The sequence below is a fragment of the Streptomyces sp. NPDC018964 genome, from assembly GCF_044390325.1.
Classification (GTDB): domain Bacteria; phylum Actinomycetota; class Actinomycetes; order Streptomycetales; family Streptomycetaceae; genus Streptomyces.
The window spans coordinates 43,579-58,535 of the sequence record NZ_JBIRYZ010000011.1 but is presented as its reverse complement, the minus strand read 5'-3'; the positions used below and the strand labels follow the sequence as shown (position 1 = coordinate 58,535).

The 14,957-nt window shown below is 73.4% G+C and carries 13 protein-coding genes and 3 tRNA genes; 9 read left to right on the top strand and 7 right to left on the bottom strand.

Going from position 1 to position 14,957, the window contains the following annotated elements:
- Positions 1-112: 112 nt before the first annotated feature.
- Complete coding sequence (locus ACH5AO_RS20195) at positions 113-277, bottom strand: hypothetical protein (protein WP_398926462.1); 165 nt, start codon at positions 275-277, stop codon at positions 113-115.
- A gap of 59 nt (positions 278-336) precedes the next feature.
- Here ACH5AO_RS20195 and ACH5AO_RS20190 point away from each other — a divergent pair, with 59 nt between their 5' ends.
- The 3 genes from ACH5AO_RS20190 to ACH5AO_RS20180 all read left to right on the top strand — a co-directional run bounded on the left by ACH5AO_RS20190 (position 337) and on the right by ACH5AO_RS20180 (position 4,295).
- Positions 337-1,788, top strand: coding sequence for an acyl-CoA synthetase (locus ACH5AO_RS20190; protein ID WP_398926460.1), 1,452 nt, complete (start codon positions 337-339; stop codon positions 1,786-1,788).
- Positions 1,781-3,133 carry a carboxyl transferase domain-containing protein gene (locus tag ACH5AO_RS20185; RefSeq protein WP_398926458.1) on the top strand — a complete coding sequence of 451 codons (1,353 nt, stop codon included), beginning with the start codon at positions 1,781-1,783 and terminating at the stop codon, positions 3,131-3,133. The genes ACH5AO_RS20190 and ACH5AO_RS20185 overlap by 8 nt, the downstream gene beginning before the upstream one ends.
- A gap of 124 nt (positions 3,134-3,257) precedes the next feature.
- Entirely contained in the window at positions 3,258-4,295 is a 1,038-nt protein-coding gene (locus tag ACH5AO_RS20180) for a rod shape-determining protein (RefSeq protein ID WP_398926456.1), read from the top strand.
- Between the two features lie 163 nt (positions 4,296-4,458).
- Here ACH5AO_RS20180 and ACH5AO_RS20175 read toward each other — a convergent pair whose 3' ends face one another.
- Positions 4,459-5,412 (bottom strand): anti-sigma factor RsbA family regulatory protein, encoded by a 954-nt coding sequence (locus tag ACH5AO_RS20175; protein WP_398926454.1) that lies wholly within the window; start codon positions 5,410-5,412, stop codon positions 4,459-4,461.
- A complete protein-coding gene (locus ACH5AO_RS20170; protein ID WP_398926452.1) occupies positions 5,409-5,765 on the bottom strand; it encodes an STAS domain-containing protein in 357 nt (118 codons plus the stop codon). Before ACH5AO_RS20170 ends, ACH5AO_RS20175 begins: the two co-directional genes overlap by 4 nt.
- 202 nt (positions 5,766-5,967) lie before the next feature.
- Here ACH5AO_RS20170 and ACH5AO_RS20165 point away from each other — a divergent pair, with 202 nt between their 5' ends.
- Both ACH5AO_RS20165 and ACH5AO_RS20160 read left to right on the top strand, forming a co-directional pair.
- The gene (locus ACH5AO_RS20165; RefSeq protein WP_398926450.1) at positions 5,968-6,639 is read left to right on the top strand and encodes an ANTAR domain-containing protein; all 672 of its coding nucleotides are present in this window, start codon (positions 5,968-5,970) and stop codon (positions 6,637-6,639) included.
- 64 nt (positions 6,640-6,703) lie between these two features.
- Positions 6,704-6,868: a hypothetical protein gene (locus ACH5AO_RS20160; RefSeq protein WP_398926448.1), complete on the top strand. Its 165-nt coding sequence runs from the start codon at positions 6,704-6,706 to the stop codon at positions 6,866-6,868.
- 236 nt (positions 6,869-7,104) lie between these two features.
- Here ACH5AO_RS20160 and ACH5AO_RS20155 read toward each other — a convergent pair.
- The 3 genes from ACH5AO_RS20155 to ACH5AO_RS20145 all read right to left on the bottom strand — a co-directional run bounded on the left by ACH5AO_RS20155 (position 7,105) and on the right by ACH5AO_RS20145 (position 7,509).
- Positions 7,105-7,181 (bottom strand) — tRNA-Ile (locus tag ACH5AO_RS20155).
- A gap of 177 nt (positions 7,182-7,358) precedes the next feature.
- Positions 7,359-7,431, bottom strand: a tRNA-Asn gene (locus tag ACH5AO_RS20150).
- Between the two features lie 5 nt (positions 7,432-7,436).
- Positions 7,437-7,509, bottom strand: a tRNA-Asn gene (locus ACH5AO_RS20145).
- A 169-nt stretch (positions 7,510-7,678) separates the two neighbouring features.
- Here ACH5AO_RS20145 and ACH5AO_RS20140 point away from each other — a divergent pair.
- The 4 genes from ACH5AO_RS20140 to ACH5AO_RS20125 all read left to right on the top strand — a co-directional run bounded on the left by ACH5AO_RS20140 (position 7,679) and on the right by ACH5AO_RS20125 (position 13,380).
- Positions 7,679-7,984, top strand: coding sequence for a YtxH domain-containing protein (locus ACH5AO_RS20140; protein WP_398926446.1), 306 nt, complete (start codon positions 7,679-7,681; stop codon positions 7,982-7,984).
- Between the two features lie 175 nt (positions 7,985-8,159).
- A complete protein-coding gene (locus ACH5AO_RS20135) occupies positions 8,160-9,614 on the top strand; it encodes an FGGY family carbohydrate kinase (protein WP_398926444.1) in 1,455 nt (484 codons plus the stop codon).
- Positions 9,615-9,718: 104 nt separating this feature from the next.
- On the top strand, positions 9,719-11,452 hold the full coding sequence (locus tag ACH5AO_RS20130; protein WP_398926442.1) for an ABC transporter ATP-binding protein: 1,734 nt from the start codon (positions 9,719-9,721) through the stop codon (positions 11,450-11,452).
- Complete coding sequence (locus ACH5AO_RS20125; RefSeq protein WP_398926440.1) at positions 11,452-13,380, top strand: ABC transporter ATP-binding protein; 1,929 nt, start codon at positions 11,452-11,454, stop codon at positions 13,378-13,380. Before ACH5AO_RS20130 ends, ACH5AO_RS20125 begins: the two co-directional genes overlap by 1 nt.
- Before the next feature lie 180 nt (positions 13,381-13,560).
- Here ACH5AO_RS20125 and ACH5AO_RS20120 read toward each other — a convergent pair whose 3' ends face one another.
- Positions 13,561-14,820, bottom strand: coding sequence for an RNA polymerase sigma factor (locus tag ACH5AO_RS20120; RefSeq protein ID WP_398926438.1), 1,260 nt, complete (start codon positions 14,818-14,820; stop codon positions 13,561-13,563).
- Between the last annotated feature and the right edge of the window lie 137 nt (positions 14,821-14,957).

Genomic DNA, 14,957 nt, shown 5'->3' with positions numbered 1-14,957 from the left:
GCGACTCCCTCTTCGTACGAACACTTGATCGACGGGCAGGGTAGCAACCGCGCCGGGGCCGCGACAGGCCGTTCACCGGCCAGGAGACGGTCAGGAAACGGTCAGGAGGCGCTCAGCGGTCCGCCTCCGGGTCCCGGTCCAGGAGGCGGACCTCGGCGACCGTGCGGACGTGGCGGCGCATGGCGTACGGCGGGATCGTGGTCGCGGCGGTCCCGGCGGTGGTGTGGCTGGTGATGGTCGTGCCCGGGTGGGGGTAGGTCCCGGGTGGGGCGAGCACCTGGCAGCCTTCACCACGACAGCCGGTCAAGTACGACAGCTAGTTAAGGAGTACGACGCGTGTCCTCTCTCTTCCCGGCCCTGACCGACGGCCCGGCCGCCGACCGGCCCGCCCTGCGCTTCGGCGAGCGCTCACTGACGTACGGGGAGCTCGCCTCGGCGGCCGGCGCGGTGGCCGGGGAGCTGAAGGGGGCGCGCCGGGTCGCCGTCTGGGCCACACCGGCGCTGGAGACGGCGGTCGCGGTCACGGCGGCGCTGGTCGCCGGGGTGACCGTGGTGCCGCTCAACCCGAAGTCGGGCGGGAAGGAACTCGGCCACATCCTGACCGACAGTGCCCCGGACCTGGTGCTCACCGAGCCCGGCGTGGAACTCCCCGCCCCGCTGGGTGAGTTGTCCCGCGTCGACGTGGACCCGTCGGCCCGGGGCGCCCTCCCCGACGACCGCGAGCGGGCCCCGGAGGACCCCGCCCTGATCGTCTACACCTCCGGCACCACCGGCCCGCCCAAGGGCGCCGTCATCCCGCGCCGCGCGATCGCCGCCACCCTGGACGCCCTCGCCGACGCCTGGCGGTGGACCGGCGAGGACGTGCTGGTGCACGGGCTGCCGCTGTTCCACGTGCACGGCCTCGTCCTCGGCACCCTCGGCCCGCTGCGGCGCGGTGGGTCGGTGCGCCACCTGGGCAGGTTCACCGGCGAGGGCGTGGCGCGGGAGCTGAACGACGGCGCGACCATGCTGTTCGGCGTGCCGACGATGTACCACCGCCTCGCGGAGGCGCTGCCCGACGGGCCGGAGCTGGCCAAGGCGTTGGCCGGGGCGCGGCTGCTGGTGTCGGGTTCCGCCGCGCTGCCCGTGCACGACCACGAGCGGATCGCGGCGGCGACCGGACGCCGGGTCATCGAGCGGTACGGCATGACGGAGACGCTCATGAACACCGCCGTCCGCGCGGACGGCGAGGCCCGCCCCGGCACGGTGGGCGTGCCGCTGCCGGGCGTGGAGCTGCGGCTGGTGGAGGAGGACGGGTCGCCGGTCACGTCGTACGACGGGGAGACGGTCGGCGAGATCCAGGTGCGCGGGCCGAACCTGTTCACGGAGTACCTGAACCGGCCGGACGCTACGGCCGCCGCGTTCACCGCCGACGGCTGGTTCCGCACCGGGGACATGGCGGTGCGCGACCCCGACGGGTACGTCCGGATCGTCGGCCGCAAGGCCACCGACCTGATCAAGAGCGGCGGGTACAAGATCGGCGCGGGTGAGATCGAGAACGCGCTGCTGGAGCATCCGGGGGTGCGGGAGGCCGCGGTCACCGGGGAGCCGGACGCCGACCTGGGCGAGCGGATCGTGGCATGGGTGGTGCCGGCCGACCCGCAGTCCCCGCCCGGCCTGGAGGAGCTGGCCGGTCATGTCGCCGGGCGCCTCGCCCCGCACAAGCGGCCGCGCGTGGTCCACCACCTCGACGCCCTCCCCCGCAACGACATGGGGAAGATCATGAAGCGGGCGCTGTCCCGTGGCTGACCGGCTGTCCGCACGGGAGGCCGTCGCCCTCGTCACGGACGACTTCACCGAACTCGGCCACCCCACGCGGAAGCCGTCCCCCGACGGCCCGCTCGGCTGGCCCGGCTACGGCGCCGCCCGCGCCCGTGCCGCCGAGCGCACCGGCGAGCGGGAGTCCGTGGTCTGCGGCACCGCGAGCGTCGGGGGCACCCGGGCCGTCGTCGTCGCCTTCGAGTTCGGGTTCCTCGGCGGCTCGCTCGGTGAGCGCACCGGGGACCGGCTGGTGGCGGCGTACGACCACGCCCGCGCGCACCGGCTGCCGGTGGTGCCGCTGGTCGCCACCGGGGGCAGCCGGATGCAGGAGGGCATGCTCGCCCTCACCCAGCTCCAGCGGGTGGCCCGCGCGTCGGCGCTCGTCCGGGAGGCCGGGCTGCCGCAGATCGCGGTGGTGCGGGACCCGACGACCGGCGGCGGGTGGGCCACCCTGGGCGCGGGCGCCGACGTGGTCCTCGCCCTGCCCGGCGCGCAGGTCGGCTTCGCCGGTTCACGGGTGCGGCCCGCGGACGCGGACCCGGCGGCGTACACGGCCGAGGCGCAGGTGGCGGCGGGGTCGGCGGACGCGCTGGTACGGCCGGAGGAGCTGCGGGGGACGCTGGGCCGCTGGCTGCGGCTGCTGACCCGTCCCTCCGCCGCGCCGGTGCCGCCGCCGCCCGCGCTGGGCAGGGCGGACCTCCCGGCCACCGGCTGGGACGCCGTCCGCCGCGCCCGCGCGCCCGAACGCCCGCGCGCCACGGCCTACCTGGACGCCTTCCTCACGTCCCGCGTCACGATCAGCGGCGACCGGTGCGGCGGTACGGACCCGGACGGCATGGTGTGCGGCTTCGGTGAGCGCCAGGGCCGTACGGTCGCCTACGCGGCGCAGACCGGGGCGGCGACCCGGCCCGCCGGGTACCGCACCGCCGCCCGGCTGGTCCGGCTCGCGGACCGGCTCGGCATCCCGGTGCTGACGCTGGTGGACACGCCGGGCGCGGCGAACGACGCGGAGGCGGAGCGGCAGGGCGCGGGGCCCGCCATCGCCGACCTGTTCGGCGCCGTGGCCGCCGCCCGTACGCCGGTCACCACGCTGGTCGTCGGCGAGGGCGGTTCCGGCGGGGCGCTGGCGCTCACGGCCCCCGGCAACACGTGGGTCACCCCCGACAGCTACTTCTCGGTGATCGCACCGGAACTCGCGGCGGCCATCCTCAAACGGCCCCCACAGGAGGTGGAGGAGACGGCGGACCGGCTCCGCGTCCGCCCGCAGGACCTGGTGGAACTGGGGGTGGTCCGGGGGGTCGTGGGACCGGCGGACCGCGCCCCCCGCGCCTGAGGGGCCCCGTTCGGCGGTTCCCCACCTGGCCCCCCAGGAAAGGCGCCCGCCCCGCCCGCCGCGCACGATGCCTGAGAGGTCCGCCGCCCGGCGGGCCACTGGGCGCGCACTGGGAGGAACCGCCGTGACCGCCAGTCTGGAGCAGCTGCGTCGCTGCCACTTCGCCGTCGACCTGGGGGCGGCCCGCACCCGGGTGTACGTCAAGGGCGCCGGACTCGTCATCGACCAGCCGTCCACCGCCGCCGTGAACACCCGCACCGGAGCCCTGATGGCGGTCGGTGAGCTCGCGGAGAAGATGACGGGCCGTACGCCGGACCACATCCGCGTCGTGCGTCCCGTCTCCGGCGGCACGGTCGTCGACATCGAGATGGCCCAGCGCATGCTGCGGCAGCTGATCGGCGACAAGATGCGCCGCACCCTGCGCCGCAGGCCCCGGCTGCGGGCCGCCGCCTGTGTCCCGCACGACGCCGATCCGCTCGCCCAGCGCGCCACGATCGAGACCCTGGTCGGTATCGGCGCCCGCCGGGTGGAGCTGGTCGACACGCTCCTCGCCGCCGCCGTCGGCTGCGGCCTGCCGGTGGAGCAGCCCGAGGCCACCATGGTCATGGTGTGCGGTGCGGCGGCCACGCAGGTGGCCGTGCTCTCCCTCGGGGCGATCGTGGCGGCGGAGCGCATCCCCGTCGGCGGGGAGGCCGTGGACAACGCGATCGTGCAACTCCTGCGCTACCAGCACGAGCTGGCGCTGCCGAGCCAGTCCGTACGGCCCCTGCAACTCGCCCTGCACGACAACGGGCTCACCTCGCAGGGTCCGGAGTCGACGGAGATCCACGGGCGGGACGTGGCCACCGGTCTGGCCCGCTGCGTGCGGGTCGACACGGCCGCCGTGCGGCAGGCCATCCAGACGCCGCTCACCGCCGTCCTCGACGGCATCGGCAGGACGCTGCGGGAGAGCCCGCCGGATCTGGTCGCCGACCTGGTCGACCGGGGAATCATGATGGTCGGCGGGAGCGCCCTGCTGCCGGGCCTGGACCAGATGCTGCGTGAGGCGACGGGCATGCCGGTGCACATCGCCGAGCGGCCGGAGCTCTGCGCCGTGCAGGGGCTGGGCGAGATGCTGGAGGGCAGGATCGCACCGATCGTGCTGGACCCACTGCGAGCCTGAGCCGGGCGGATGTCGGCGGAGGACGCCGACGGGGGACGCCGACCGGGACGTCGGCGGGGGACGTCGGCGGGACAGACAGCCGGGGGCCGAGCTGGGTGGACAGCCGGGGCCGGCACGTCCTCACCCCGGCGGGCACCCCCGGACGCGGCCGGGCGGCCGGGTGTCAGCGGGGGAACCAGCACCTGATCGTCGTGCCCTCGTCCCCGGTGTGGACGCGCACCAGGTCGGCCATCAGATGGACCATCAGCAGGCCGCGCCCGCCGCGCTGGTCGCGGGAGGCGGGGCGGCGCCCCGCGAGGGGGTCGGTCATCCGGCCCCGGTCCCGCACCTCGCACAGCACGTGGCCGTCCTCGGCCCAGATCCGCAGCACTCCCGAACCGCCGCCGTGGACCACGCTGTTCGTGGTCAGCTCGGCCGTGGCGAGGGCCAGGTCCCCCAGGGTGACGCCGGTGAGGCCGAGCCGCCGTCCCTCCTCGGAGGCGGCGTACCGGGCCGGGGGCAGCGTCTCGGCGGCGAACGGGAAGGTCATCGCGTCCGTCACCAGCGGCAGCGGCTCGTTGTAGCGGGCGACGACCGCGTCGGGGTCGTACGCCTCGCTGTTCCGCGCCGGGCGGGACCCGGCGGGGATGACGGTGGGGTGGGTGGCGTGGGCGTCGGCGAGGACGTGCGCGGGCAGGCGTACGGCGTCGTAGGGGCACAGGATCGTCACGGTGCGGCCCCGGAAGGCGGCGTTGATCAGTGCCTCGTGCTGGGCGCAGGCGGGGTACTCGGCCGCGGAGCGGCCGGCCCAGACGGGCTCGCCGACGATCCGTACCCGCTGCCCGGCGGGGTGGGTGTCGGCGAAGGCGCGCAGCACGCCGGGGATGATCCGGCCGGGGTTGCGTCCGGCCTCACGCATGTCGAGGAGGCGGACGGTGTCCGCGTCCGCGCCGAGCGCGTCCCGGACCATCCGCAGCCGGTCGCCGGGCACGGCGACCGCCACGGGCTCGCCGGCCGCGAGTCCCTCGCGCACGAAGGGGACGGTGCCCTCCAGGTACTCCCGGTCGTCCCGGTAGAAGAGGGCGGGGTGGACGAAGGGACCGGCGGGTGGTTCCAGGGGGCCGGCAGCGACGCTCATGACATCGACACCTCGATCGTCGGCAGGCCGGGCCAGAACATCTCCAGCACCCGGCGCAGGGCGGGCGGCGGACGGCGCACCACGAACCGGCGGCCGTCCTCGAGGCGTCCGGCCGCCGCCGCGAGCGCTCCGGCACCCGCCACGTCGACGAACGTCACCTCGGACAGTTCCAGGCAGTACACGGCCTCACCCTCGCGCACCGCCTGCTCCAGCACGCGCTCCCAGATCGTATGCGTGGCAAGACCGACCTCCCCGGCCGCGCGGACACCGCGGCCGCCCTCCAGCGGGCGCACCGTCAGGCACGGCACGGGAGTCCCGGGCCCGTACGGCGTCCGGTGGTGATCGCCCGACATCCGTCTCCCCCCGTTCTCGGCCTTGCGGGTACCCCGTCGGTTCCCGGCCACTCCCCGGCACGGTGTGTAGCACGCCGCAGGGCGGGCAGGCGCACCCCCAGCGCGGCCGGGACGGTGCGCAGCCTACCGCTCCGGTGCCGGCCGGCCCTCACCCGAACGATCCGACCCCCCACGAGGACCGACAAGGCGGTACACGACCTCCATGGCATCCCTCCCTCTTCCCGGAAGGCCGGACACCTTGGTCATAGGCGGTCGCACGGACGCGGACCGGGCACTGCTCACCCCGCGCGGCGAACTGGTCCGCGGGTGCGCCCGGGTCCTGGCGGAGAAGCTGGCGCGGCTGCCCGCCGGCACGGCCCGCGTCGACGTGGACATGAGCGGCGTGCGCTTCATGGACACGGGGGGACTGGAGTTCCTGGAGGTGCTGCGCGACCACGGCCGGCGGCGGTCGGTGCCGGTCACGGCCACCCGCTGGAACGGCCAACCGCGCCGCGTCCTGGAACTCGCCGGCCTCGACACCACGGACCCGCTGCGCTCCCCGGCCCCTCAGGACGCGCCGCCGCGGGACGTCCCGGCGGTGGCGCTGGAGCGGGAGGAGCGGCTGCAGCTGCTCGAGGAGGAGGTCGAGCAGCTGCGCCGGGCGATCGTCTCCCGCCCGGTGATCGACCAGGCCCGCGGCATCCTGATGGCCACGTACGGCTGCACCTCGGACGAGGCCTGGCACATCCTGCGGGAGGCGTCCCAGCTGTCCAACACCAAGCTCCGCGCGGTCGCGGAGGCGCTCACCGCCGGCGTGGAGGCGCAGGGCGCTCCGCTGTCCGAGGAGGTCCGCTCCGCCCTGTCCCGGGCCCTGGCCCGCCGCTCGTCACGGTGACACCGGCCCGCGCGGGGTACCCGGCGACGGACGACCACCGGCCCCGTGATCGGGAGGCAGCACGATGAGCGAGCTGAGCGAACACACTCCGTCCCAGGCCGAGGGCGACCGGGACGACGACGAGTGGACCGTCCCCGAGGTACCGCACTCGACCCCGTCGCAGGCGGAGGGCGAACGCGATCAGGCGGACGTCCCGACGACCGCCGAGAACTCCGGTGACGGCGCCTGAACCCGGTGCCCGCGGCAGGGTCCCCCGGCACAGCCGGGGACGTGCCGTCATCGGTTCGCCGCCGTGAACCGGCGTGGGGACGCGCGGGACCCGGCGTCGTCGTACGGGCCGGGCCGCCGTCCCTTCGCCCACCGCGAGGGCCGCCGCTCCCGCGACCCGCGGTGCGCCGCACGGCCGCCGGCCGGTCCGTCGGACCGGGCCGTCACCGCCGCGCGGGCGGTGGCGGGACCGGGTGGTGGTGGGGCGGGTGGGACTCGAACCCACGGCCGACGGATTATGAGTCCGCTGCTCTAACCGGCTGAGCTACCGCCCCATAACGGCGTGTCGCGTACATGTGTGCGCGCCGTCTGCCGCAGCATAGCCGCTCATACGATCTCCTGCTTCGGATGGTCGGCCGCGTACGGTCCTGGTGACCATGGAGACTTCACCGAGCCCCGCACGGTTCCCCCGGACATGAAAAAGGACCCCTACGGGGTCCTCGTTCAGCATGCTCCCCCGACTGGACTCGAACCAGTAACCTGCCGGTTAACAGCCGGCTGCTCTGCCAATTGAGCTACGGAGGACCGAGCTCCCCCGACTGGACTCGAACCAGTAACCTGCCGGTTAACAGCCGGCTGCTCTGCCAATTGAGCTACGGAGGAATGCCTCGTTGCATCGAACGCATCCGCCTGGGTATCCGCCAGGGGGCGCGCGCTCGCTGCGACACATACATTAGCGCAAGCAGGGGGGTGCTCCGCCAATCGGTACTCCCGGCGCCGTCGCCGCACCGAAGACCTACCGCAGACTGGAACAACGGGAAGGGTGGCCGACATGCGTTACCGGCTCACGTTCGTCGCCGGAGTCGTCCTGGGTTACGTGCTGGGCACGAAAGCCGGGCGCGAGCGCTACGAACAGTTGAAGAGGTCCGCGCAGCAGCTCACGCAGAACCCCGCCGTCCGCAACACCGCGGAGAGCGCGGCGCAGCAGGGCCGCGAGTTCGCGGACAAGGCGTACCACGCGGTCAGCCACAAGGTCGGCGACCGCATGCCCGACTCGGTGGCCCAGCGGGTGCGCACCCTGCGCGAACGCACCGCCCACGGCCCGGCCGAGGACGACTGGGGCACGAGCAACACGTGAGGGTCACCCCGCGGACGCCGGGTGACCCCTCCCGTCCGGGGGGCGCGGGGCCGTGTCCGATGCGCGGCTCCGCCGCGTGGGCGCGCGACCGCGCACGACCCGCGCCCGCGACGCGACGGGCACCCCGACGGCGCCCACCGCCCACGCGGGCGCGGCGGTACGGCAAAATCGCCGTATGGGGATAGTCGCCGGACTGGACAGCGCGCCAGACTTCACTCGCATCGTCGTCTGTGACACGGACACCGGAGCCGTGCTCAGGCAGGGATACGCCCAGCACCCGGTACAGAGCGCCGACGGCGGTGGCCGTCCCTCCGACGTCGACCCGCAGGCCTGGCTGCTGTCCCTGGGCGAGGCCGCGGGCGGCGGCCTGCTGGAGGGGGTGCAGGCCATCGGCGTCTCCGCGCAGGCGAACGCGCTGGTGCCGCTGGACGCGCAGGGCAACACCGTGCGGCCGGCGATGACCGGCGGCGACAAGCGGGCGCAGGTCGCGGCGGCGGATCTGATCGACGCGCTCGGCGGGCGCGAGGCGTGGGCGCGGGCCGTGGGCTCGGTGCCGGGGGCCGCGCAGCCGGTGACCAAGCTGCGCTGGATGGCCCGCGGCGAACCGGAGAACGCGGCGCGCACCGCCGTACTGCTGCAGGCGCACGACTGGCTGGTGTGGCAGCTCCTCGGCCGGCCGGTGCGGCGCACCACCGACCGGGGCGGGGCCTCCGGCACCGGGTACTGGGCGGCGGCCACCGGCGGCTACCGGCCCGACCTGGTGGAGCTGGCGCTCGGTCACCAGGCGATGCTGCCCGAGGTGATCGGCCCGGCGGAGGCGGCCGGTACGACACCGGAGGGGCTGCTGATCTCCGCCGGTACGGGCGAGACGATGGCGGCGGCGTTCGGGCTGGGGATCGGGCTGGGCGACGCGGTGGTGTCGCTGGGCGCGTCCGGGTCCGTGATGGCCGTGCACCCCGAGGCGCTCGTCGACCAGTACGGGATGATCACCTCGCTGGCGGACGCGACCGGGATGCACCTGCCCGTCGTCACCACCCTGAACGCCGTGCGCGCCCTGCGCGGGACCGCCGAACTGCTCGGGGTGCCCGACCTGGAGACCCTGTCCGACCTGGCGATGAAGTCGACGCCGGGGTCGCACGGGCTGGTGCTGCTGCCGTACCTGGAGGGCGAGCGCACCCCGAACCTGCCGCACACCGCGGGGACGCTGGCCGGGCTGCGGCGCGAGTCGATGAAGCCGGAGCACCTGGCGCGGGCCGCGTTCGAGGGCATGCTGTGCGGGCTCGCGGACGCGCTGGACGTGCTGCGCGGCCGGGGCGTGGAGGTGCGGCGGGTCTTCCTGCTGGGTCCGGCCGCGGAGCTGCCGGCCGTGCAGTCGGCGGCGCCCGCGCTGTTCGGGGCGCAGGTGGTCGTACCGCAGCCCGCGGACTACGCGGCGATCGGCGCGGCCCGGCAGGCGGCGTGGGCGCTGGGCGCGTCGCAGGGCACCCTCGATCCGCGTACGCCGCCGGTCTGGCAGGGCCCGGTGGCGCAGGTGCTGGACCCCGGGGAGGACCTGGCGGTGGGCCAGGCGGTGCGCCAGCAGTACGTGTCGGTGCGCGAGCAGACGCACCCGGGGGCGTTCCGCGCATAGCACGGGCAGGTGGATTAATTCGGTTGAGGTAACGCGGGTGGAGTGTCCGACGATGGGGGCCACGGGCAACCAACGCCCCCGCCGACCACTCCGAGAGATCCAGCGTGCTCATACGACTCCTGCGAACCCACCTCCGGCCCTACAAGAGACCCATCACCCTGCTGGTGCTGCTGCAGTTCCTGCAGACCTGCGCCTCGCTCTACCTGCCCACCCTGAACGCGGACATCATCGACCAGGGCGTCGTCCAGGGCGACAGCGGCTACATCCTGGGCTACGGCGCCCTGATGATCGGCATCTCGCTGGTCCAGGTCGTGTGCAACATCGGTGCCGTGTACTACGGCGCCCGGACCGCGTCGGCCCTGGGGCGGGACGTGCGCGCCGCCGTGTTCGACCGGGTGCAGTCGTTCTCCGCGCGTGAGGTGGGTCACTTCGGCGCGCCCTCGCTGATCACCCGTACGACGAACGACGTCCAGCAGGTGCAGATGCTGGTCCTGATGACGTTCACCCTGATGGTGTCGGCGCCCATCATGTGTGTGGGCGGCATCGTGATGGCGCTCGGCCTGGACGTCCCGCTGTCCGGGGTGCTGGTCGCGGTGGTGCCGGTGCTGGGCGTCTGCGTGACGCTGATCGTGCGGCGGCTGCGTCCGCTGTTCCGGACCATGCAGGAGCGGCTCGACACGGTGAACCGGGTGCTGCGCGAGCAGATCACCGGCAACCGGGTGATCCGCGCCTTCGTGCGGGACACGTACGAGCAGGGGCGGTTCCGGAAGTCCAACACCGAGCTGACCGACGTGTCGCTGCGCACGGGCAATCTGCTGGCGCTGATGTTCCCGGTGGTCATGACGGTGGTGAACCTGTCGTCGATCGCGGTGGTGTGGTTCGGCGCGCACCGCATCGACAGCGGCGGGATGCAGATCGGGGACCTGACCGCGTTCCTCGCCTATCTGATGCAGATCGTCATGTCCGTGATGATGGCCACCTTCATGTTCATGATGGTGCCGCGCGCCGAGGTGTGCGCCGAGCGCATCCACGAGGTGCTGGACACCTCCTCCAGCGTGGTGCCGCCCCTCGCGCCGGTCACCGAGCTGCGCCGGCACGGCCATCTGGAGATCCGGGGCGCGGGCTTCCGCTACCCGGGCGCCGAGGAGCCGGTGCTGAAGGCCGTCGACCTGGTGGCGCGGCCCGGTGAGGTCACGGCCGTGATCGGTTCCACCGGCAGCGGCAAGTCCACCCTCCTCGGTCTGGTCCCCCGGCTGTTCGACGCGACCGACGGGGAGGTGCTGGTGGACGGCGTGCCCGTGGCGGACGTCGAGCCGGCGCTGCTCGCGAGGACGGTCGGACTCGTGCCGCAGAAGCCGTACCTGTTCGCGGGCACGGTGGCGACGAACCTGCGCTACGGCAATCCGGACGCCACCGACGAGGAGCTGTGGCACGCGCTGGAGGTGGCGCAGGGCAAGGACTTCGTGGAGCGGCTGGAGGGCGGCCTCGACGCGCCGATCGCGCAGGGCGGGACGAACGTCTCCGGCGGTCAGCGCCAGCGCCTCGCGATCGCCCGGACGCTGGTGCAGCGCCCGGAGATCTACCTCTTCGACGACTCCTTCTCCGCGCTCGACTACGCCACCGACGCGGCCCTGCGGGCGGCCCTCGGCCGGGAGACGGCCGAGGCGACCGTGGTGATCGTCGCCCAGCGGGTGGCGACCATCCGGGACGCCGACCGGATCGTGGTCCTGGACGAGGGCCGGGTCGTCGGCACCGGCCGGCACCACGAACTGATGGCGGACAACGAGACCTACCGGGAGATCGTGCTCTCCCAGCTCACGGAAGCGGAGGCTGCCTGATGGCGGGGCCCGGAGGACGGATGATGGCCGGGGGCGGCCCCGACCAGCGGTCGATCGACTTCAAGGGGTCGAGCAAACGGCTGATCGCCCGGTTCAGGCCCGAACGCCTCACCATCTACGGGCTGCTGGCCTGTGTCGTCCTGAGCGTCGGACTCAGCGTGATCGGGCCGAAGATCCTCGGCAGGGCGACCGACCTGGTCTTCGCGGGCATCGTCGGCCGCGACATGCCGGAGGGCGCCACCAAGGAACAGGTGCTCGACTCGATGCGGGAGCGGGGCGAGGGCGACGTCGCCGACATGCTCCGCAGCACCGACTTCACGCCCGGCGAGGGCATCGACTTCACGGCGGTGGGCAACGTCCTGCTGTTCGCGCTGGCGGTGTTCGGCGTCGCCGGCCTGCTGATGGCGGTGGCGACCCGGCTGGTGAACCGGGCGGTCAACCACACCATGTTCCGGATGCGCGAGGACGTGCAGACGAAGCTGTCGCGGCTGCCGCTGTCGTACTTCGACAAGCGGCAGCGCGGTGAGGTGCTCAGCCGCGCCACCAACGACATCGACAACATCGGGCAGACGCTCCAGCAGTCGATGGGCCAGCTGATCAACTCGCTGCTCACCATCATCGGCGTGCTCGCGATGATGTTCTACGTCTCGTGGATCCTGGCGCTGGTCGCGCTGGTGACGGTGCCGCTGTCGTTCGTCGTCGCCACCCGCGTCGGCAAGCGGTCGCAGCCGCACTTCGTGCAGCAGTGGCGCTCGACCGGCACCCTCAACGCGCACATCGAGGAGATGTACACCGGGCACACCCTGGTGAAGGTGTTCGGGCGTCAGGAGGAGTCGGCGAGGAAGTTCGCCGAGGAGAACGATGCGCTGTACGAGGCCGGGTTCAAGGCGCAGTTCAACAGCGGCGTCATGCAGCCGCTGATGTTCTTCGTCTCGAACATCAACTACGTGCTGGTGGCGGTCGTCGGCGGGCTGCGGGTCGCGTCGGGCACGCTGTCCATCGGTGACGTGCAGGCGTTCATCCAGTACTCGCGGCAGTTCTCCATGCCGCTGACGCAGGTCGCCTCGATGGCGAACCTGGTGCAGTCGGGTGTCGCCTCGGCGGAGCGGGTCTTCGAACTGCTGGACGCCGAGGAGCAGCAGGCCGACCCCTCACCGGCCGAGAAGCCGGCCGAGCTGCGCGGGCGGGTGGCGCTGGAGCGGGTGTCGTTCCGGTACGACCCGGAGAAGCCGCTGATCGAGGACCTGTCGCTGAAGGTCGAGCCGGGCCACACGGTGGCCATCGTCGGCCCGACGGGCGCCGGAAAGACGACCCTGGTGAACCTGCTGATGCGGTTCTACGAGGTGTCCGGCGGGCGGATCACCCTCGACGGGGTGGACATCGCGAGGATGTCCCGGGACGAACTGCGCGCCGGCATCGGCATGGTGCTCCAGGACACCTGGCTGTTCGGCGGCACCATCGCGGAGAACATCGCCTACGGTTCCGCGCGCGAGGTCACCCGGGAGGAGATCGAGGAGGCGGCGCGGGCCGCGCACGCGGACCGGTTCGTCCGCACCCTGCCCGACGGGTACGACACCGTGATCGACGACGAGGGCAGCGGGGTGAGCGCGGGTGAGAAGCAGCTCATCACGATCGCCCGGGCGTTCCTGTCGGACCCGGTGATCCTCGTCCTGGACGAGGCGACGAGCTCCGTGGACACCCGTACGGAGGTGCTGATCCAGAAGGCGATGGCGCGACTGGCGCACGGCCGGACGTCGTTCGTGATCGCGCACCGGCTGTCCACGATCCGGGACGCGGACACGATCCTGGTGATGGAGAACGGCGCGATCGTCGAACAGGGCGCCCACGAGAAGCTACTGGCGACGGACGGGGCGTACGCCCGCCTCTACAAGGCCCAGTTCGCCCAGGCGGTGGCCGAGGTGGACTGACGTTCTCCGCCCCCGCCGCCCCTTCCCGTCCCCGTCCCCGTCCCTCAGGGGCGCTGCCCCCGAACCCCCGCTCCTCAAACGCCGGAGGGGCTGATTTCAGCCCCTCCGGCGTTTGAGGAGCGGGGTCTGGGGCGGAGCCCCAGTTTCGGGACGGGAAGGGGCGGCGGGGGCGAGAAAAACTCAGTCCAGGTACCCGCGCAACTGATCCGCGAAGGCATGGTCACGAAGCTTGTTCAGCGTCTTGGACTCGATCTGCCGTATCCGCTCACGGGTCACCCCGAAGAGGCGGCCGATCTCCTCCAGCGTGCGCGGACGCCCGTCCACCAGCCCGTAGCGCAGCTGCACCACCTTGCGCTCCCGCTCCCCCAGCGTCGACAGCACCGCCTCCAGATGCTCCTTGAGCAGCAGGAACGCGGCCGACTCGACCGGACTCGCGGCATCCCCGTCCTCGATGAGGTCGCCGAGCGCCACGTCCTCCTCCTCGCCCACCGGCGCGTGCAGCGACACCGGTTCCTGCGCGAGCCGCAGCACCTCGCCGACCCGCTCGGGCGGCAGGTCCAGCTGCGCGGCGACCTCGTCCGGCGTCGGCTCGTAGCCGCGCTCCTGCAGCATCCGCCGCTGCACCCGCACCACCCGGTTGATGAGCTCCACCACGTGCACGGGCACGCGGATGGTCCGGGCCTGGTCCGCCAGCGCCCGGGACATGGCCTGGCGGATCCACCACGTGGCGTACGTGGAGAACTTGTACCCCCGCGCGTAGTCGAACTTCTCCACCGCCCGGATCAGCCCGAGGTTCCCCTCCTGGACCAGGTCGAGCATGGTCAGCCCCCGGCCCACGTACCGCTTGGCGACGGACACGACGAGCCGCAGGTTCGCCTCGATGAGCCGCCGCTTGGCCATCCGGCCCATGACGACGAGCCGGTCCAGGTCGACGGCGAGCCGGCTGTCCAGGTCGGGCGTCAGCCGCAGCTTCTCCTCGGCGAACAGCCCCGCCTCGACCCGGCGGGCGAGTTCGACCTCCTCGGCGGCGGTCAGCAGCGGGATGCGGCCGATCTCGCGCAGGTACTGGCGGAACAGGTCCGAGGAGGGGCCGCCGGTCTCGGCCCGGACCGGCGCGGACGGTCCGGCGGGTTCGGCCGGTTCCGAAGCCTCGACCGGGGACTCGGCCGGGGGTTCGGCCGGCTCGGGCGGGGTCTCGGGGTGGTGCGCGGCGCGGCTCTGCGCGGGCATGGCGTCGAGAACGCCGATGTCGGGCTGGGTGAGGGTCTGGGTCTGCACTGGGGCGACCTCCAGGATGATCGCTGCCAGGGGGTGGGGCAGCGGCACTTCGGGGACGGAGTCGGCGGCCTCGCCGCTGTCCGTCCCGTACGCGATGAGCGGACCCGCGGATGTCCGGGACCCGTCGGTGACGGATCGGCCGCGCTCCGAGGACTCAGGCACCGCTCCCAGTGTGGGGTACGACACATCGTCCCCACGAGGGGCGTGCGATGACTTTTTGCGTCCGTCCGGTGACCGGCCGGATACCCCGCGCCGAAACCCGGATGCCGGGGCCCGCCCCGGTCTGGGACGATCGACGG